The sequence below is a fragment of the Streptomyces sp. ALI-76-A genome (assembly GCF_030287445.1).
Taxonomy (GTDB): domain Bacteria; phylum Actinomycetota; class Actinomycetes; order Streptomycetales; family Streptomycetaceae; genus Streptomyces.
Genome location: NZ_JASVWB010000002.1, coordinates 5,403,052 through 5,421,820, shown reverse-complemented (window position 1 = coordinate 5,421,820; position 18,769 = coordinate 5,403,052). Strand labels below are relative to the sequence as shown.

Annotated in this window: 13 protein-coding genes and 1 riboswitch; of the genes, 6 read left to right on the top strand and 7 right to left on the bottom strand. The window is 73.5% G+C overall.

Translation table 11 applies throughout. The features are described 5' to 3' along the window. Nucleotides 1–439 precede the first annotated feature (439 nt). From QQS16_RS25360 to QQS16_RS25345, 4 genes are all read right to left on the bottom strand, one after another. Nucleotides 440–1,726, bottom strand: a complete 1,287-nt coding sequence (locus tag QQS16_RS25360; protein WP_502963839.1) for a VWA domain-containing protein — start codon at nucleotides 1,724–1,726, stop codon at nucleotides 440–442. Next, nucleotides 1,723–1,875, bottom strand: coding sequence for a hypothetical protein (locus QQS16_RS25355; protein WP_286064155.1), 153 nt, complete (start codon nucleotides 1,873–1,875; stop codon nucleotides 1,723–1,725). Before QQS16_RS25355 ends, QQS16_RS25360 begins: the two co-directional genes overlap by 4 nt. Beyond that, nucleotides 1,875–4,292 (bottom strand): DUF5682 family protein, encoded by a 2,418-nt coding sequence (locus tag QQS16_RS25350; RefSeq protein ID WP_286064154.1) that lies wholly within the window; start codon nucleotides 4,290–4,292, stop codon nucleotides 1,875–1,877. The genes QQS16_RS25355 and QQS16_RS25350 overlap by 1 nt, the downstream gene beginning before the upstream one ends. Before the next feature lie 81 nt (nucleotides 4,293–4,373). After that, nucleotides 4,374–5,504: an ATP-binding protein gene (locus tag QQS16_RS25345; RefSeq protein ID WP_286064153.1), complete on the bottom strand. Its 1,131-nt coding sequence runs from the start codon at nucleotides 5,502–5,504 to the stop codon at nucleotides 4,374–4,376. Between the two features lie 133 nt (nucleotides 5,505–5,637). Between QQS16_RS25345 and QQS16_RS25340 the strand changes: the two genes are divergently transcribed. Together QQS16_RS25340 and QQS16_RS25335 are read left to right on the top strand one after the other, a co-directional pair. After that, nucleotides 5,638–6,993, top strand: a complete 1,356-nt coding sequence (locus QQS16_RS25340) for an SWIM zinc finger family protein (RefSeq protein ID WP_286064152.1) — start codon at nucleotides 5,638–5,640, stop codon at nucleotides 6,991–6,993. A 136-nt stretch (nucleotides 6,994–7,129) separates the two neighbouring features. After that, nucleotides 7,130–8,776 carry a DUF5691 domain-containing protein gene (locus tag QQS16_RS25335; RefSeq protein ID WP_286064151.1) on the top strand — a complete coding sequence of 549 codons (1,647 nt, stop codon included), beginning with the start codon at nucleotides 7,130–7,132 and terminating at the stop codon, nucleotides 8,774–8,776. Between the two features lie 134 nt (nucleotides 8,777–8,910). Here the strand turns inward: QQS16_RS25335 and icmB are convergent, their stop codons facing one another. Further along, nucleotides 8,911–9,327, bottom strand: coding sequence for a coenzyme B12-dependent isobutyryl CoA mutase small subunit (gene icmB / locus QQS16_RS25330; RefSeq protein WP_286064150.1), 417 nt, complete (start codon nucleotides 9,325–9,327; stop codon nucleotides 8,911–8,913). Nucleotides 9,328–9,797: 470 nt separating this feature from the next. Between icmB and QQS16_RS25325 the strand changes: the two genes are divergently transcribed. Together QQS16_RS25325 and QQS16_RS25320 are read left to right on the top strand one after the other, a co-directional pair. Next, nucleotides 9,798–10,667 carry a lipase family alpha/beta hydrolase gene (locus tag QQS16_RS25325; protein WP_286064149.1) on the top strand — a complete coding sequence of 290 codons (870 nt, stop codon included), beginning with the start codon at nucleotides 9,798–9,800 and terminating at the stop codon, nucleotides 10,665–10,667. Nucleotides 10,668–10,987: 320 nt separating this feature from the next. Then, on the top strand, nucleotides 10,988–12,556 hold the full coding sequence (locus QQS16_RS25320) for a M23 family metallopeptidase (protein WP_286064148.1): 1,569 nt from the start codon (nucleotides 10,988–10,990) through the stop codon (nucleotides 12,554–12,556). A gap of 67 nt (nucleotides 12,557–12,623) precedes the next feature. On the opposite strand, the gene pcrA is transcribed toward QQS16_RS25320, so the two are convergent. After that, nucleotides 12,624–15,107 (bottom strand): DNA helicase PcrA, encoded by a 2,484-nt coding sequence (gene pcrA / locus QQS16_RS25315; protein ID WP_286064147.1) that lies wholly within the window; start codon nucleotides 15,105–15,107, stop codon nucleotides 12,624–12,626. Nucleotides 15,108–15,481: 374 nt separating this feature from the next. Beyond that, nucleotides 15,482–15,632, top strand: a riboswitch (cyclic di-AMP (ydaO/yuaA leader). Between the two features lie 8 nt (nucleotides 15,633–15,640). Between pcrA and QQS16_RS25310 the strand changes: the two genes are divergently transcribed. Then, nucleotides 15,641–16,843, top strand: a complete 1,203-nt coding sequence (locus QQS16_RS25310) for a C40 family peptidase (RefSeq protein ID WP_286064146.1) — start codon at nucleotides 15,641–15,643, stop codon at nucleotides 16,841–16,843. 39 nt (nucleotides 16,844–16,882) lie between these two features. Here QQS16_RS25310 and QQS16_RS25305 read toward each other — a convergent pair whose 3' ends face one another. After that, nucleotides 16,883–17,236: a hypothetical protein gene (locus QQS16_RS25305; RefSeq protein WP_286064145.1), complete on the bottom strand. Its 354-nt coding sequence runs from the start codon at nucleotides 17,234–17,236 to the stop codon at nucleotides 16,883–16,885. Between the two features lie 448 nt (nucleotides 17,237–17,684). Between QQS16_RS25305 and QQS16_RS25300 the strand changes: the two genes are divergently transcribed. After that, nucleotides 17,685–18,755 carry a C40 family peptidase gene (locus tag QQS16_RS25300; RefSeq protein ID WP_286064144.1) on the top strand — a complete coding sequence of 357 codons (1,071 nt, stop codon included), beginning with the start codon at nucleotides 17,685–17,687 and terminating at the stop codon, nucleotides 18,753–18,755. Nucleotides 18,756–18,769 lie beyond the last annotated feature (14 nt).

Here is an 18,769-nt window from a genome sequence, read left to right as displayed (position 1 = left end):
CCGTCCGCCGCGTGCGCCCGCTCACCGCAGAGGAGCCCGAGCGCGAACAACCCACCCACCAGCAGCACCAGGTGCAGCGCACGCCGCCCGGCCGCCGTACGCGTCACGCGCGGGGCGGCACCGGAAAGGGCGGCTTGCGGGGTCACGTCCGGGAAGGTCCCTCCGTGCTGCGGAACAGGGCACGCCGTACGGAAGCGGTACGACGGGAGACGCCTCGGTGTCAGACGAGGTGCGTCGCGGTACGACGCGGCATGACGCGGTACAACGACGTAGGACGCGGTACCGAGCGAGCGGAACATCGCGTACCGCTGACGGGCGTCGATCCTCGCACGGCACTCCCGAGGTTGCGCAAGCCCCCCGCCACCGATGCGTATTCATGTCCGTTTTGCTGGCCGGAGGGCAGGTCAGCGGGTCGACAAGTCGCCCTGCGCCGAAGCCGTCACGCGGTCTCCGGTATCGGCAGCGGCCGCTTCTCGATCGCCGCCGCCATCACCTCCGGGAACAGGTCGGGGGTGCAGGCGAACGCCGGTGCGCCCAGGGCGGCGAGCGCGGCCGCGTGCTCCCGGTCGTAGGCGGGCGCCCCTTCGTCGGACAGCGCGAGCAGCGTCACGAACTGCACCCCCGAGGCCTTCATCGCCGCGACCCGCTTGAGCATCTCCCGCCGTATGCCCCCTTCGTAGAGGTCGCTGATCAGCACGACCACCGTCTCGGCGGGCCGGGTGATCTGCGACTGGCAGTAGGCGAGCGCCCGGTTGATGTCCGTACCGCCGCCGAGCTGCGTGCCGAACAGCACGTCGACCGGGTCGTCGAGCTGGTCGGTGAGGTCGACGACGGCGGTGTCGAAGACGACGAGACGCGTGTCGATCGACCGCATCGACGCCAGCACGGCCCCGAACACGGACGCGTAGACGACGGACGCCGCCATCGACCCCGACTGGTCGATGCAGAGGATGACGTCCTTCTTCACCGACCGGGACGCGCGCCCGTATCCGATGAGCCGCTCCGGCACGATCGTCCGGTATTCCGGCAGGTAGTGCTTGAGGTTGGCCGCGACGGTGCGGTTCCAGTCGATGTCGTGGTGGCGCGGCCGGTTGATCCGGGCACTGCGGTCGAGGGCACCGGTGAGGGTGGCCCGGGTACGGGTGGCGAGCCGCTTCTCCAGGTCCTCGACGACCTTGCGGACGACCTTGCGCGCCGTCTCCTTCGTGGTCTCCGGCATGGCCTTGTTGAGGGAGAGCAGCGTGCCGACGAGATGCACGTCGGCTTCCACCGCCTCCAGCATCTCCGGCTCCAGCAGCAGCGTGGACAGTCCGAGCCGGTCGATGGCGTCGCGCTGCATCACCTGGACGACGGAGGACGGGAAGTACGTCCGGATGTCCCCGAGCCAGCGCGCCACGGACGGCGCCGACGCCCCGAGCCCCGCCGCGCGGTCCCGCCCGGCCGGCGGTTTGTCCCCCTTCCCGTAGAGCGCGGTGAGCGCCCCGTCCATCGCGGCGTCCTTTCCGGAGAGCGCGCAGCCGGTGCCGTCCGCCGTGTCACCACCGAGCACGAGCCGCCAGCGCCGCAGCCGCTCCCGCCCCGAGTCCACCGACTCGGCCGTCACCCGGGATCCGGTGACCGCCCCCGGCCCCGCCTCCGGCCCGGCCGTCGTCCCTGGTCCCGTCGTCCCTGGCCCGGTCGTCCCTGGCCCGGTCGTCCCTGGCCCGGTCGTCCCTGGTCCGGTCATCCGCGCACCCCCGTGTGCAGCCGTTCCCAGAGCGGCATCACCGGGACGGTCGTCGCCGGGCGCTCCGCCTCGTGCGCCCGGTGCCCCTCCCCGGCGGTGTCCGCCGTTTCGGTCCGCTCTCTCGGCTCACTCAGACAGTCGGTCGTCATCACGCCACCCCCACCAGATCGTTGCCCGCGGTCTCTTCCGGCCCGTCCAGGCCCAGCAGCAACCGCACGACGGGCAGCACGGCGTCCGCGCGCTCGCCGTCGAGGTCGGGTGCGAAGCCGGGAATGCCGGATCCGGTCGCCGTCGTGTTCCCCCGCTGCCCCGGACCACGCCGGACCAGTTCGCCGAGTGTCCGGCGCACACCCGCCTCGTACGCCGAGAACGTGCGTCGCAGCAGGGGCAGGACGTCGGTGAACGCCTCGGCCGGCACGCCGGTCAGCCAGGCGTCGACCAGCCCGAGCAGCCGCTCGTCGTGCACCAGGAGCATCCCGCCGCCGGAGCCGCCGCCGACGAAGCCCTCGATCCACGCGGCCGCGTCCCCCGGCGGGGTGCCCGGCGACAGCACGAGTCCCATGAGCCGGGCCGCCTCGTCCTGAGCCAGTTCCCCGCTGTCCAGCAGCAGCCGTACCGCGCGCCCGCGGATCACCCCGGGCACGGTGTCCCGCCCGGACAGCACGCCGAGCACCGTGTGCCAGCGCCCCCGCAGGTCGCCGTGGGCCGGCGGGGCGGCGCCGGCCAGGAGTCCCACCGCCCCGTGCACCGCGTCGAGGTGGCGGCGCATCTCCTCGGCCGCGTCCGGGTCGAGCGCGGTGCAGGCCGGGGGCAGGCCGACGAAGATCCGCTCCGCGAGGCCCGCGGCGACCTCCGTCAACGCCGCCGTGTCGGTGCCCCGTACGTCGCCGTAGCGCAGGGAGCGGACCAGGGCGGGCAGGGCCTGGGCGAGGTGGCCGACGTCGGCGTCGAGGGCCGCCCGGTCGGCGAGGATCCGCATCACGGTGGGGAGCGCGTCCGGCAGGTCGGCCAGCAGGCAGTGCTCCGCCAGGGCCGTGACGTCGGCGAGTCCCTGGGCGCCGGCCGCGTCGGACTCGGCCTTGGCGGTCGCGGCGCCGAGCACGGTCGTGCCCCACACCCCGGCCTCGGCGACCCGCACGGCCAGCTCCGGCTCCCACCTGAGCCGCCAGGTCTCCCGGAAGGTGCCCGTGCTGCCGCGCGAGGAGGCCGGTTCGCCCCACGCCACACCGAGCAGCCGCAGCCGGTGCAGCAGCCTGCTGCGTTCGGCGTCGGTGTCCTTGCGCAGGTCGAGTTCCAGCTCGCGCTCCAGCGCCTCCGGCCTGAGCCGCAGTCTGCGCTGGGTGCGGTCGAGGTCCCGCTGCAACGGCACCGCCGGCGCGGCGGCCGGCACCTCGCCGAGCACGTCTCCCACGACGAGCCGGTCGTGCACCAGCGCCAGTGGCACGTCCGAGCCGTCGCACATCACCGCCCGCACGGCGTCGGTCGTCTCGCTCAGACCGGGCAGCGGACGGCCGCGCATCACCGCGAGGGTCTCGGCCAGCCGCACCGCCTCGATGACGTGCGCCGAGGACACGAGCCGGTCCTCCTGCCGCAGCAGCCCCGCCACCCTGGTCAGCCACCGCTCGACCGGACGGTCCGGTGCGCCGAACAAATGTCCGTACCAGCCCGGTGACTCGATGCCCGCGCCGTATCCGCTGCGCCGGGACAGCCTGCGGTACGTCCACGGCACCCAGGTCATGTCCGTCTTGACCTTGGGCAGTCCCTTGAGCAGTGCCCTGTCGGCGGCGACGGTGGTCCGGTGCCGCAACGCGGGCACGTGCCAGGCCCCGCAGACCACCGCGACGCCGTCCCCGTACCGGCGTCGCGCGTCCCGCACCTGGAGGCGCATGAACGCCTCACGGACGAGGTCCCGGTCATGCCCGCCGCTGCCGTACGTGTCCCGCAGCGCCCCCATGGCCTCCTCGAGCGCGACGAACGGGGCGAAGGCGTCCCCGTCGCCCGGCCCCCGGTGCTCGACGACGTCCTCCCACCAGCGCTCGGGATCGTCGTAGCCGGCGGCCTCGGCGAGCACGGCCAGCGGGTCGACGCGGATGTTGGCCCCGGCGTCCGACCCGGCCGCCTCCTGCCCGGCCTTCTCCCCCTCGGCCTGCTCACCCCCGGCCTCAGGCTCGCTCTTCTCCGCCTCGGCGTCCTTCTCCCCGTCCCTCATCCAGGCCAGCGTGTGGGTGGCCGGCAGGTCGATGAAGTGGGCCGGGACGTCCTGCTCCACGGCCCAGCGGATCGCGACCCACTCCGGCGAGAACTCGGCCATCGGCCAGAACGCCGACCGGCCGGGCTCGTCCACCGCGTGGGCGAGCAGGGCGACCGGCGGCCGCATGTCCTCGTCGGCGGCCAGCGGGATCAGCGCGTCCGCCTCGGGCGGCCCCTCGATCAGGACCACCCGCGGCCGGGCCGCGCTCAGCGCCGCCCGCACGGCCCGCGCGGAACCCGGTCCGTGGTGCCGCACCCCGAGCAGCAGCGGTCCCTCCCCGGGCCACCCGCTCCCGGACTCGTCAGCGCCTGTCACCCTGTCCCCCTCCCGGACCGCCCGGAGATGCCCCGGGCCGCTCACCCCGCGCGCCGCCCGGCGCCGCGCACCCGCCGCCGCTCACGCGCTCACCTCCCGGCAGGCCCGGTAGAAGTCCGTCCAGCCCTCGCGCTCGCGGACGACCGCCTCCAGGTACTCCTGCCACACGACCCGGTCGGACGCGGGGTCGCGGACGACGGCGCCGAGGATGCCCGCGGCGACATCGCCGGCCCGCAGCACGCCGTCGCCGAAGTGCGCGGCCAGGGCGAGGCCGCCGGTGACGACGGAGATCGCCTCCGCCGTCGACAGGGTGCCGCTGGGCGACTTCAGCTTGGTGCGGCCGTCGGACGTGACGCCGTCGCGCAGCTCGCGGAAGACGGTCACCACGCGGCGGATCTCGTCGATGCCGTCGGGCGCGGCCGGCAGGTCGAGGGAACGGCCGAGCTGGTCGACGCGCCGGGAGACGATGTCGACCTCGGCCTGGACGCTCTCCGGCAGCGGCAGCACCACCGTGTTGAAGCGGCGGCGCAGGGCGCTGGACAGGTCGTTGACCCCGCGGTCGCGGTCGTTGGCCGTCGCGATCAGGTTGAACCCGCGGACCGCCTGCACCTCCTGGCCCAGCTCCGGTATCGGCAGCGTCTTCTCCGACAGGATGGTGATGAGCGTGTCCTGGACGTCGGCCGGGATACGGGTCAGTTCCTCGACGCGGGCCGTCATTCCCTCGGCCATCGCCCGCATGACGGGGCTGGGGACCAGGGCGTCCCGGCTGGGACCGTGGGCGAGCAGCTGCGCGTAGTTCCAGCCGTACCGGATGGCCTCCTCCGGGGTGCCGGCGGTGCCCTGCACCAGCAGGGTGGAGTCGCCGCTGACCGCGGCGGCCAGGTGCTCGGACACCCAGGTCTTCGCGGTGCCGGGCACACCGAGCAGGAGCAGGGCGCGGTCGGTGGCGAGGGTGGTGACGGCGACCTCGACGATGCGGCGCGGGCCGACGTACTTCGGCGTGATCACCGTGCCGTCCGGCAGGGTGCCGCCGAGGAGATAGGTGGCGACGGCCCACGGCGACAGCTTCCAGCGGGCCGGGCGCGGACGGTCGTCCTGCGCGGCGAGCGCGGCGAGTTCCTCGGCGAAGGCGTCCTCGGCGTGCGGACGCAACGCCTCGGTCGGCTCCTGCTCTGGCAGGTGCGCGGACGTAGGTGCTGCAGACACAGTCATGGCTGAGTCCCCCTCCAGCTCGGCCGGTTCGGATCTGGTGTCCACCGTGCACCATCCCACTGACAATGCGTTCTGACCTGCACGAACGCGCTCGAACGGCCGATTGTCAGTGGGGGGATCTACCTTCGGAGACATGACTGAGCAGGGGGTGCGCTGGAGCGCGGACCAGGTGCTGTCACTGGCTCCTGACGCCGCGTCACGCAAAGCGGGCAGCAAACTCGGGGCGGCCGGGCCGTGGTCCGAGGCGGGCAGTGCCGGCGAGGGGACGGTGTGGGGGCTGTGCAAGGGCAGTGGCGGCAGGCCGTATCAGACGGTCGTGGACCTCGCGGACGCGTCCGGCCCGGCGTACAGGTGCAGTTGTCCGAGCCGGAAGTTCCCGTGCAAGCACGCGCTGGGGCTGCTGCTGCTCTGGGCGGGCGGGGACGGCGCGGTGCCGCCCGGAGAGCCGCCCGGGTGGGCCGGGGAGTGGATAGAGGGGAGAAGGAAGCGCGCGGCGGAGCAGCGGACGGCGGAGGGGGCCGGTTCCCCGTCCGGTTCCGGTGATCCGGAGGCGGCGCGGCGCCGGGCGGAGCGCCGGGCCGAGCGGATCACCGCGGGGGCCACGGAGCTGGAACAGCGGCTGGCGGACCTGCTGCGCGGCGGCCTCGCGGGCGCGGAACAGGCGGGGTACGAGCTGTGGGAGGAGACCGCGGCCCGCATGGTCGACGCCCAGGCCCCCGGGCTGGCCGCGCGGGTGCGGGAGTTGGGGGCGATCCCGTCGTCCGGGCCGGGCTGGCCGGTGCGTCTGCTGGAGGAGTGCGCTCTCCTCCACCTCCTCGACCAGGGCTGGCTGCGCCGGGAGCGGTTGCCCGAGGGCCTCGCGGCGACGGTCCGTTCCCGTGTCGGCCTGCCCGCCTCGGCGGACGGCCCGCCGCTGCGGGACCACTGGCTGGTCCTCGCCCAGTACGACACCGCGGACGCCCGGCTGACCATCCGCCGCATATGGCTCCACGGCGCCGATTCGGGCCGTACGGCCCTGCTGCTCTCCTACGGCGCCGCCGGCCGCGCGCCGGAGCTCGTACTGCCGGTCGGGCTGGTCCTGGACGCGGAGGTGTCGGCGTATCCGGGTGCCGGACAGCCGCGGGCGGCCCTGGGCGAGCGGTTCGCCCCGCCCGCTCCCGCGGCGGTACGCCCGCCGGGGGTGACCCCGGCCGAGGCCGCCGCCCGGTACGGCGAGGCACTGCGGGAGGACCCCTGGCTGGACGCCGTGCCGGTGACGCTGGAGGGGGTCGTCCCGGCCCCGGACGGCGACTCCTGGCAGCTGGTGGACGCCGGCGGGGACACGGCGCTGCCGCTGACGTCCGCCGCGCGGTCCCGTCCGGGCCTGTGGCGGCTGGTCTCCCTGTCCGGCGGGGCCCCGGTCACGGTCTTCGGCGAGTGCGGCCACCGCGGCTTCACCCCGCTGACGGCCTGGCCGCAGGGGACCGGCGAGGCGGTGGCCCTGTGCTGACCCGACCTGCGCGTTCGTCCGGCAATCCACCTTCCTTCCCTCATTTCACGCATGTGTCCCCTCTCACTGGACACCCGGACCACGTGCCCCTTCAACCACTCCCAGGCACCACCCGAAGAGGCACCGAGAGGAACGTATGACCAGGACCTCAGCTCCTGCGGAAGCGCCCGCGACGGGTGCCTGGGAGGAACTTGTCACGACCGCCCTGCTCGGGACGGAGCGGCGCACCCCACCGGGCTGCCCGCCCGGCCGGCAGGCCCCGCTCGCCCTGCTGGACGCGGCGGCGGCGGAGACCGTACGCCGCCGGGCCGGCCTGCGGCCCGGGCGGGCGGCCCGGCTGCCGGAACCGGCGGCCGGGGACCCGCGCCCCCGGCCGCCCGCCGCGGCGGCCCGCAGGCTGGCGATGCTGCTGGCCGACCGCCCCGGCGCGGGCGGCGGGGGCCGCCGGGGCACGGCGCCGGACCTGATGGAGCTGCTGCCGCAGTGGCTGGCGACGGCGAACGCCCGCGGCTTCGCCGCTCCCCCCGAGCTGCTGCCCGCGCTGCTGGACGCGGCCCGCGGGCGTACGGATCTGCGGCCGGCGGCGCTGGCGTTCGCGGGGCCGCGCGCGGTGTGGCTCGCCCGGCTGAACCCCGACTGGCGGTTCGCCCTGCGCGCGACACCGGGCGGGGGCGCGGCCCTGCCGCACGCGGAGGACGCCGAGCGGATCCGGCAGCTGTGGCGGGAGGGCCTGTTCGCCGAGCGGGTGGCGCTGCTCGCGGCGCTCCGCGCCCGGGAGCCCGCCGCCGCGCGCGAGCTGCTCACGACGACCTGGGCGACGGAACGGGCCGAGGACCGGCTGATGTTCCTTGACTCCCTGCGCTCGGGCCTGGCCGCGGACGACGAGCCGTTCCTTGAGCAGGCGCTGACCGACCGCAGCCGCAACGTACGGGCGACGGCGGCGGAGCTGCTGTCGGCGCTGCCCGGCTCGGCGCTCGCCGCGCGGATGGCGGTGCGCGCCGGGGCCTGTGTGGCCGTCGACCACACCGGGGACACCCCGGCCCTCCTGATCGAGGCGCCGCACGAGTGCGATCCGGGCATGGAGGCCGACGGGGTGACAGCGAAGGCCCCGGCGGGGCGGGGTGAACGGTCGTGGTGGCTCGGCCAGCTGGTGGAGGCCGCCCCGCTCCGCACCTGGCCGGGACGGCTCGGCGGCCGTACCCCGAGGGAGATCGTGGCGCTGCCGGTGGCCGACGACTGGCAGGGCGACCTGCACGCGGCATGGTGCCGGGCGGCGGTACGGCAGCGGGACGCGGAGTGGGCGAGGGCCCTGCTCGGGGCGCCCGCGGCACCCGAGGCCGGTGGGCCGGGGGCGGTGTCCCTGGCCGAGCGGGCCAAGCTGCTCGGCACGCTCGACGCCGTCGAGCGGGCCGACTGGGTGGCCGGGTTCATCGCGGCCCACGGTCTGTCCGAGGCGTTCCAGTTGCTCGGAGTGTGCGCGGTGCCGTGGTCCGCGCCACTCGGACGGGCCGTGGTCGACGCCCTCAACATCGCACGGGACGCGGGGAGCTACCCATGGAGTTTCAGCGGAGTGATGGGCCTGGCGGAGCGCTGCCTCGACCCCTCCGAGGCGAGCCGCCTCGACGGACTGCTGGCGGTCCCGGACGAACCGGAGGACGCGAGTCCAGGAGCCGGGGGCTACTGGGCGGAGGCGTTCCAGCGCCTGGTGACGACCTTGCGGCTGCGCGCGGCAATGCAGGAGGAACTGGGGACGGTGCGGCCTCCCGAACCGTCCGGCGCCTGAGGACGGGCCCGAGGACGAGGCCGTTCACGCCGAACCGGGACCTGGGCACCGAGCCCCCGGACAACGGCCGCACCGGCCGGCCGGCACGGTACGACCGCCGATCGGTGTGCCGCGCCGACCTGCGCCCCGACCGTCTACGCCTCGGCGGGCTCCTGCACATGAGCCCGGACCCAGTCCACGATCGACGCCGTCGTGGCCCCCGGCGTGAAGATCTCCGCGACGCCCTTCTCCTTCAGCGGGGCGATGTCCGCCTCGGGGATGATCCCGCCGCCGAAGACCAGGATGTCCTCCGCCTCCCGCTCCTTGAGCAGGTCGATCACGGCCGCGAAGAGCGTGTTGTGCGCGCCGGAGAGGATGGACAGCCCGATCGCGTCGGCGTCCTCCTGGATCGCGGTGTCGACGATCTGCTCGGGCGTCTGGTGGAGCCCGGTGTAGATGACCTCCATACCGGCGTCGCGCAGCGCCCGCGCGATCACCTTTGCCCCGCGATCGTGGCCGTCGAGCCCCGGCTTGGCCACCACCACGCGGATCGGACCGGCTGCCACACCCATCACTGCCTCCATGAAGCGACTGCATCCATCCGTACCGACAAGTACCGCACCGGCCGGGAAAGTGAACGAACGTTATCGCCAGCATCCCGCACCCGGCAGTTTCGCGGTGGATACCGAGGGGGAAATCACACGGTGGGACACGTTCGGGAGCCGCAACGAGGTCGCCTCACCGCCGCGCCGCAGGCCGCGCGCTGCGGCGGTGAGGCGTATCGACGGGGGCACGAAGGGTACGCAGGGCAGGTAAGGCACGACAGCGGGGAGCCTCGTCGCCACGCCGGCAGGGGACCTCACCACGTCATCGGCGCACCACGGGCAGCAGCAGGAACGCAGGCAGCCCCCGTCACCCCCGCCGTACGCCGCGCTCACCCCGCGTATCCCGCTCACGCCTCGTCGAGGATCTCCGCCACGCCTCCCCATGAGGGCACCCGGGGGACAGAGCCGTCCCCCCGCGTGCCGACAGGAGGTCGGCCATGAAGGTCACCAGGGCAGCACTGCCCCTGCTTCCGCTCTGCCAGCGCCTGCTCCCGAGCAGACTGGCGGGCCTCTCGCTGACCCTCCTGAAGGCGACCGCCCTGGAGATGGCGATCCTCGCGGGCCACCTCCTCCTCTATCCCTCCGGCATCGTGCAGGAGCGGCGCGCCCCCGTGCCCCCGATCCCCGCACCGGAGGACAGCGCGACCCAGCTGCCCCGGGAGGCCAAGCCCCCGGTCGTCCTGCTGCACGGGTTCATCGACAACCGCTCGGTCTTCGTCCTGCTGCGCCGCAGCCTCGTCCAGCACGGCAGGCAGCAGATCGAGTCGCTCAACTACTCGCCGCTGACCTGCGACATCCGCACCGCGGCTGCGCTGCTCGGCCGGCACATAGAGGAGATCTGCGAGCGCACGGGCAGTCGGCAGGTCGACGTGGTCGGACACAGCCTCGGCGGGCTGATCGCGCGGTACTACGTGCAGCGCCTCGGCGGTGACACCCGCGTCCGGACACTCGTGACGCTCGGCACCCCGCACTCCGGCACCCGGGTGGCGCCGCTGGCCAACGCGCATCCGATCGTGCGCCAGATGCGCCCCGGCTCGGAGTTCATCGAGGAGCTGGCCCTGCCCGCCCCCGGCTGCCGGACGCACTTCGTCAGCTTCTGGAGCGACCTCGATCACCTGATGGAGCCGCTGGAGACCGCCTGTGTCGACCACCCCGACCTGGCGGCGGAGAACATCCAGGTGAGCGGGATCGGGCATCTCGCCCTGCCGGTGCACCCCGCTGTCGCGGCCGGGATACGGCGCGTCCTCGACACGGCACGCCCGGGCGAGGAGACCGCCGCGCGCACCGGCGGACTCACGGTGGCATAAACCGGCGCACGACGACGGCGCTCCCCTCACGGCCGTGCCGGCCGGTGCGGCGGATCCCCAGGACAACGCGCCGGCGTCCTGGGCCGTACCGCCCCCTGAGACCGCCCCGCACAGCGGGAAAACAGCCGTCCGACAGCACACCGACATCGAACACTCTTCGAACACAGGGCCAAACTCTCGCCCGCGGTCCCCCGAAACACGGCCGAATGCCCGTTTCCTGCGCGAGCGAAACCAGCGGAAGATTGTCGTGCCCGCGTACCGCCGGGTACAGTCGCCGCACTGCTCTGGCAGCCCCTGTTGTCGAGGCGAAAGAGAAGTTGGTGAACGACCGTCACCCGTCGGGGACCATGACCACCCCGGCTCCGGCTTCCGACGCCGACCCGGCGCACTACGCGTCGTACGGCACCCAGGAAGCCCAGTACGGCGACTTCACCACGTACGCCGACTATGACGCCACCGGTTTTGTCCCGCCTTCGGGCTCGGGATTCGACACCGGCAGGTCGACCACGAGCTTCGAGTCCGACCCCCTGTTCGGCTGCCTGCCCGCCGACGGCACGGGCTCGTACGACATGTCCCTCTGGTCCACGGGTGGCCACCAGACCGTGCACCACGACCCGTACGCGGCCCGGCACCACGCCGCCCATGACGGCGGCACGTACGACAGCGGTACCCACGGCGGCGGCGCGTACGACAGCGGCACGTACGACTCCACCGCCTGGACCGGCGAGCACCAGCACCTCTCCGCGATCCCGCCGCAGGCGACGAGCCCCGACACCAGCGGCCAGTGGGACGCGAACGCCTGGCTCCAGCCCGACCAGTCCGGCGCCCCGGCCGACGGGACGCAGCAGTGGGAATGGGGCACCCAGGCCTTCGACACCGGGGCCTACGACGCCACGCAGTGGAACTCCGACGGCCCCGCCACGGCGGGCGACGAGGACTGCGAGCAGCGGGGCGAGCACGCCGGCGGGCAGGAGACGGCGACCTTCGACCACGTCGGATACGGCGAACACGCCCCGGACGACGGCGAGTCGGCCACCACCGGTGAGATGCCGTCCCTGCCGGACGGGACGGCCGCCTCCGACACACCGCTGCTGGACGACCAGGAAGAGCTCACCCCGGTCCCGGCGTCCCGCGCCGCCGCTCGGGGCGGGTCCCGCTCCCGCCGCCGGCTGCCCGCCAAGCGGTCCGCGCTACTGACGGTGGCCGTGCCCTCGGCCTGCGTGATGGGGGTCGCGGGCATCGCCGCCGCCTCCGTCACCACGCTGACCAGCGAGGACAAGGACGTCTCGACGACCGCGGCGGACGCGGCCCCCGTGCAGCCGGCCACCGCGAACAACAAGCTCGACACCCAGTTGCAGAGCCTGTCCGCCGAGGCGGACGACTTCAGCGACCGGGTCAGCCGAACGCAGGAACGTATCGACCTCAAGGCGCAGCAGGAGGCCGAGAAGAAGAAGGCCGCCGCGGAGGCCGCCCGCAAGGAGCGGCTGCGCCCCAAGTACGCGCTGCCGGTGGCCCAGCACGGACTCAGCGCCTACTACGGCCAGTCCGGCATCAACTGGATGTCCATCCACACCGGCATCGACTTCCCGGTGTCCTACGGCACGACCGTGATGGCCGCGACCGACGGCACCGTGCGGACGCAGTGGAACAGCGCGTACGGCAACATGATGATCGTGACCGACAAGGACGGCACGGAGACGTGGTACTGCCACCTCTCCAGCTACCGGGTCGCCTCCGGTACGACCGTGAAGGCCGGCGACCCGATCGCCTACGCCGGAAACTCGGGCAACTCGACCGGCCCGCACCTGCACTTCGAGGTACGGCCGGCCGGCGGCTCGGCGATCGACCCGCTGTCCTGGCTGCGCAGCCACGGCGTCGACCCGACGTAGGTGACCGCCCGCACGGGCGACCGCCTGGTGAGCCCCGGCCGTTCGGCCGGGGCTCGTCGCGTGCGGGCTACAGCTTCTCCACCGGCGCGTACCTCAACAGCAGCCGCTTCGGCTTCTCGTCCCCGAAGTCGATCGTCGCCTCGGCGTTGCCGCCCGTGCCCTTCACGGCGACGACCGTGCCGAGCCCGAACTGGTCGTGGGTGACCCGGTCCCCCACCGCCAGCGACACCGTCGGCTTCTCCGAGGTCCGCCGCGTGGCGAAGCCCGACGCGCCCGACGCCGAGGAGCGGGAGCGGGACGACGACAGCGAGGCCGCCACCCCGGACACCGGACCGGAGGACACCGGTGCCATGGCACCCGTCCGCTTCCAGTCCACGTGCTGCGCGGGGATCTCCTCCAGGAAGCGGGACGGCGGGTTGTACGACGGCTGCCCCCACGCGCTGCGCATGGACGACCGTGTCAGATACAGCCGCTCCCGCGCGCGCGTGATGCCGACGTACGCCAGCCGCCGTTCCTCCTCCAGTTCCTTGGCCTGGCCGAGGGCGCGCATGTGCGGGAAGACGCCGTCCTCCATGCCGGTCAGGAAGACGACCGGGAACTCCAGGCCCTTGGCGGTGTGCAGGGTCATCAGGGTGATGACTCCGGAGCCGTCCTCGTCCTCGTCGGGGATCTGGTCGGAGTCGGCGACCAGCGCGACCCGCTCCAGGAAGTCGGAGAGGGATCCGGACTCCTCGCCCTCGCCCGACTCCTGCTCGAACTCCAGGGCGACGGCCGCGAGTTCCTGGAGGTTCTCGATCCGCGTCTCGTCCTGCGGGTCGGTGGAGGCCTGCAACTCGGCGAGATAGCCGGTGCGTTCGAGGACCGCCTCCAGGACCGTCGCCGGGCCCGCGCCGGACTCGACGATCGTACGGAGGTCCTCCATCAGTGTGTTGAACCGTTTGACGGCGTTGGTGGAACGCGCGGCCATGCCGTACGCCTCGTCGACCCGCCTCAGCGCCTGCGGGAAGGAGATCTTCTCCCGCTGGGACAGGGCGTCGATCATCGCCTCGGCGCGGTCGCCGATGCCCCGCTTGGGGACGTTCAGGATCCGGCGCAGCGGCACCGAGTCCTCAGGGTTGGCCAGCACCCGCAGGTAGGCCAGGACGTCCCGGACCTCCTTGCGCTCGTAGAAGCGGACACCGCCGACGACCTTGTAGGGCAGGCCGACGCGGATGAAGATCTCCTCGAAGACACGGGACTGAGCGTTGGTCCGGTAGAAGACGGCGACGTCGCCGGCCTTCGCGTCGCCCGCGTCGGTGAGGCGGTCTATCTCCTCGGCGACGAACTGCGCCTCGTCGTGCTCGGTGTCGGCGACGTAGCCGGTGATCCGCGCGCCCGCGCCCGCGTTGGTCCACAGGTTCTTGGGGCGGCGGGACTCGTTGCGCTCGATGACCGCGTTGGCGGCGGTGAGGATCGTCTGGGTGGAGCGGTAGTTCTGCTCCAGCAGGATCGTCGTCGCGTCCGGGTAGTCCTCCTCGAACTGGAGGATGTTGCGGATGGTCGCGCCGCGGAAGGCGTAGATCGACTGGTCGGCGTCGCCCACCACGCACAGTTCCGCGGGCGGGACGTCGTGGTCGTTCGGCGGCACGTCGACCGGGTGCTCGGAGGTGCCGACCAGCTCCCGGACCAGGGCGTACTGGGCGTGGTTGGTGTCCTGGTACTCGTCCACGAGGACGTGCCGGAAGCGGCGGCGGTAGTGCTCGGCCACGTCGGGGAAGGCACGGAGCAGGTTGACCGTCGTCATGATCAGGTCGTCGAAGTCGAGGGCGTTCGCCTCGCGCAGTCGCGACTGGTACATCGCGTAGGCCTGGGCGAGGGTCTTCTCGAAGCCGTCGGCGGCCTGGGCGGCGAAGTCCTCCTCGTCGATCAGCTCGTTCTTGAGGTTGGAGACCTTGGCGCTGAAGGACTTCGGCGGGAAGTGCTTGGGGTCGAGCTCCAGATCACGGCAGACCAGGGCCATCAGGCGCTTGGAGTCGGCGGCGTCGTAGATCGAGAAGGAGGAGGTGAAGCCGAGCTTCTTGCTCTCCCGGCGCAGGATGCGCACGCACGCGCTGTGGAACGTCATCACCCACATCGCGTTCGCGCGCGGGCCGACGAGCTGCTCGACGCGCTCCTTCATCTCGCCCGCGGCCTTGTTGGTGAAGGTGATCGCGAGGATCTGGCCCGGATGCACGTTCCGCTCGCCGAGCAGGTGCGCGATGCGGTGGGTGAGCACGCGGGTCTTGCCGGAGCCGGCGCCGGCCACGATGAGCAGCGGGGTGCCGTGGTGCACGACGGCGGCCCGCTGGTTCTCGTTCAGCCCCTCCAGGAGCGCGGCCGGGTCCACCACCGGGCGCGGGGCGCCGTCGCGGTAGTGGGTGTCCCGGTCCGGTGGCACGTCGAACTTCCCGCCGAACAGATCGTCCGGTACGGGCTCCGGTACGTGATCGTCCTCGGGCGGCGGGGGTTCCTCCTCGTGGCCCCGCGGGGCCTGGAGGTTCGCCAGGAAGCTGTCATCAAAGAGGCTGCTCATCGCTCTCCGAGTCTAGAGCTCCCCACTGACACCCCGCCGCCGCCCCGAGAACTCCGGCGGAACGACCTCCGACACCCGGCCGCCGCGGAGCGGGCCGACGTCCAGGTCGCCCTCGGAGGTCACCCTCGGTGCTGACACCGACACCGCCGCAAGGAGTGAGTACGGACGGTCACGATGCCACCGAAAGGCACGCACATATGCGCAGATCACTCCGCTTCGGCCACGGCACGCGAAGTCCTGACCGAAGGTCACGAAAATGTATCGGGCATATCGCGCATCAACCTTCACAGGCGCCACACGCGTTGGCTACCGTGCCGAGCAGGCCGTACGACCCCCACCGGCGAACCCCGCCGGACCGCGCGGCCTCCGCCGAGTCCGGAGTGCCGCCGCGCACCCGGAGCCGGGGACCCACGGAACCCGGGGTGAATCGGCCCGACTCCCCTCCGGAGCGAGCCGTAGGGCACACCTTCCGAAGCACCCGCCCGAACCCGACAGCTAACCCGGCAGGCGGAACACGGAAGGAGTCGCCGCCCTTGGCGTCGCACCGCAAGTCGCGTCCCGCGGGTACGCGCGTAGCAGGCATCCGGACCCCCGCCCTCGCCACGGCGGCCCTCACCTCCGTCGCCCTGCTGTCCCAGTCGGCCGAAGCCGCCCCGGCCGACGACCGGCCGAGCCTCGAAGAGGTCGAGAAGAAGGTCGGCGACCTGTACCGCCAGGCGGGGTCGTCGACCGACACGTACAACGCGGCCAAGGAGAGGTCCGCCAAGCAGCGCGAGCGCGTCGGCACCCTGCTCGACGACGTCCCCCAGGGCACGCGGCGGCTCACCGAGGCGCGGGAGGAACCGGGTTCCCTCACCTCCGCCCCGTACCGCACCGGCGCCGCCGGGCCCGACACCGCGACGTCCCCGCTCGCGGGCCCCCCGCGGGACCACGTCGACCGCACCCGGTCGACGAGCCGGCCGGCCGGCCTCCGGCAGGACGCGGTCGACGACCACGCCGCCGAGCGGGACGCGACGGTGAAGCAGCGCCAGGAGGCCGCCGGGAGTCACCGGACGCTCACCACGTCGCGGAGCGACCTGAAGACGGCCAAGGCGACCGTCCAGAAGAAGCTCGCCGACGCGCGCGGCCTGCTGTCCCGGCCGGCCGCCGAGGAGAAGGCCCGGCTCGCGGCGACCGAGCGGCGGGAGGCGGCCCGCACCGCCGCGGAACTGGCGGAACAGCAGCAGGCGGCGGCGGTGCGGAACGCCCGGCAGGAGGCCGCGAACCGGCCGGAGCGCAGCGACTCCACGCAGATCACCGCGCCGGGCTCCCCGTCCACGTCCTCCCCGCTCACGTCCCCCTCGGGCTCCGGCGCCACGACGGCCGACCCCTCGTACTCCGTCAGGGCCACGAGGGCGCTCGCCTTCGCCCGCGCCCAGATCGGCAAGCCGTACGTCTGGGGCGCCACCGGCCCCGGGTCCTACGACTGCTCCGGCCTCACCCGGGCCGTCTGGAGGGCCGCCGGAGTCGACCTCCCGCGCACCACCCGCGACCAGGTGAACGCCGGCACCACGGTCCCCCTCTCCGCCGCCCTCCCCGGTGACCTGGTCTTCTTCTACGACGACGTCAGCCATGTCGGCATCTGCGTCGGCAACGGCATGATGATCCACGTCCCGAAGCCGGGCTCGTACGTCCGCGAGGAGTCGGTCTTCCACGACGGCGAGGCGTCGGTCCACAGCGTGGTGCGTCCGGGCTGACGCGCGCCCCGCGCGGGGCGGGCGCCGGGCGGGCGGCGGTCAGGTCCACAGCACCGCGATGAAGATGTTCGCCGTGGTCAGCAGGCCCACCAGGCCGAACAGGCGCTTGTCCACCTTCTCGTCGTCCCGCTTCACGTAGACGAGTCCCAGGATCACGATCAGCAGGGCCAGCTTGACACCGATCTTGACGTTGTCGACGTGCTGGCCGTCGGCCTGGTTGAGGCCGACCAGGATCGCGCCGGTGACCAGCATCGTCAGGGCGCCGTGCAGCATCGCCGGGACGAAGCGGGCGGTGCCCCGGCCCATCGCCTTCAGCTGCGTGAGGAAGCCGCCGAGCAGCGAGGCGATGCCGATGATGTGCAGGGCGACGAGGAGATGGATGAGTACGTCCATGACGCCGGAGCCTAATCAGGGGCGTCCGCGCCGGCGGACACCGGCCCACCTCGCCGGAGCGGACCCCGCATATACGCGACCCATAGCACCCCGGCGGCCACCCGTGTCCCGCATTCCCCACATCGGTCATCGCGCCGCCTCAAGCAGTCGGCGCCCCTCCTGGATCACGGTCACTTGCGGTCACCCGGCGGTCCGCTCACAGCACTTCCGCACAAGCCGTTACCTAGCCGTCACCGTCGGTTTAGCGTCCTTCCCCAGGTGACCGGCTCCCCACCGCCGCCCGGGCCAGGGGCGGCAGTCGGCCACCACCGCCGAGAAGGTCCGGCGGCGGCCCGTCCCCCTGTGCGGGGCGCCGCCGGACGCGTCATCCGCCCCCGGGCGGTCGTACGTCCGCTCCGCTTGGCGTTCGTACGGACAGGGCGGTCGTACGAAAGGACGTGCACCCCAGTTGGCAGCGCACCGCAAGCCCCGGCGCCGTTCGGTCAGCGGCACCACGGCCCGCACGGCCGCCACGATCGCCCTCGCGGGCGCGGCGACGGCGACGGGTCTCGACGGGACCGGACACGCCGAGCCCCAGCCGACGCCGGCGGAGGTCAGTGCGGAGGTGGACAGGCTGTACCAGGAGGCGGAGGTCGCCACCGAGAAGTACAACGGCGCGAAGGAGCAGGCGGAGGCCGCCGAGCAGCGGCTGTCGGCCCTGCGGGACGAGGCGGCACGCCGGACCGGGCAGCTCAACTCGGCACGGGACGCGCTGGGTTCGATGGCCGCCGCGCAGTACCGCGACGGCGGCCTGGATCCCGCGCTGCGCCTGGCGCTGTCCTCCGACCCGGACCGGTATCTGGAGGGGGCCGCGTTCGTCGAGCGCGCGGGCAGCCGGCAGGCCTCGTCCGTCGCGCGGGTCCGTCGGCAGCTGCGGGAGATCGAGCGGCTGCGGGGAGCCGCGCGCGTCGAGCTGACCTCGCTGACGTCCCGCCGGTCGGAGCTGAGCCGGCACCGGACGACGATCGACGGCAAGCTGGACACGGCCCGGCAGCTGCTGTCCCGGCTCTCCGCCCAGGAGCGCGCCCGGTACGGGGAGGGCACCGCCGCCCCGGCCCGCGCCTCACGCTCCGCCGCCGGCGCGCGGGACGGCCTGACGGCGCCCGGCCCGGCCACCGCCCAGGCGCCCGACTCCCGGGCGGCGGCGGCCGTCTCGTACGCCTACGCCAAGCTCGGCAGCCCCTATGTGTGGGGCGCGACCGGTCCGGACGCCTTCGACTGCTCGGGCCTGATGCAGGCCGCGTACCGCTCCGCGGGCATCGCCCTGCCCCGCACGACGTACGCCCAGATCGGCGCCGGCCGGCGCGTGGCCCGCTCCGAACTGCTCCCGGGCGACCTGGTCTTCTTCTACTCCGGCATCAGCCACGTCGGCCTCTACGTCGGCAACGGGCAGATGGTCCACGCCCCGAACCCGTCGGCGCCGGTACGGGTGGCGCCGATCAGCGAGATGCCGTTCGCGGGGGCGACGCGGGTGGTGTGAGGGGCCGGGCCCGC

Excerpts from the sequence above, each read along its gene's own strand:
- QQS16_RS25325 (WP_286064149.1), top strand. The coding sequence starts at position 9,798 with ATGAAGGTCACCAGGGCAGCACTGCCCCTGCTTCCGCTCTGCCAGCGC.
- QQS16_RS25305 (WP_286064145.1), bottom strand. The coding sequence starts at position 17,236 with ATGGACGTACTCATCCATCTCCTCGTCGCCCTGCACATCATCGGCATC.
- QQS16_RS25355 (WP_286064155.1), bottom strand. The coding sequence starts at position 1,875 with ATGACGACCGACTGTCTGAGTGAGCCGAGAGAGCGGACCGAAACGGCG.
- QQS16_RS25335 (WP_286064151.1), top strand. The coding sequence starts at position 7,130 with ATGACCAGGACCTCAGCTCCTGCGGAAGCGCCCGCGACGGGTGCCTGG.
- QQS16_RS25340 (WP_286064152.1), top strand. The coding sequence starts at position 5,638 with ATGACTGAGCAGGGGGTGCGCTGGAGCGCGGACCAGGTGCTGTCACTG.
- icmB (WP_286064150.1), bottom strand. The coding sequence starts at position 9,327 with ATGGGTGTGGCAGCCGGTCCGATCCGCGTGGTGGTGGCCAAGCCGGGG.
- QQS16_RS25345 (WP_286064153.1), bottom strand. The coding sequence starts at position 5,504 with ATGACTGTGTCTGCAGCACCTACGTCCGCGCACCTGCCAGAGCAGGAG.
- pcrA (WP_286064147.1), bottom strand. The coding sequence starts at position 15,107 with ATGAGCAGCCTCTTTGATGACAGCTTCCTGGCGAACCTCCAGGCCCCG.
- QQS16_RS25360 (WP_502963839.1), bottom strand. The coding sequence starts at position 1,726 with ATGACCGGACCAGGGACGACCGGGCCAGGGACGACCGGGCCAGGGACG.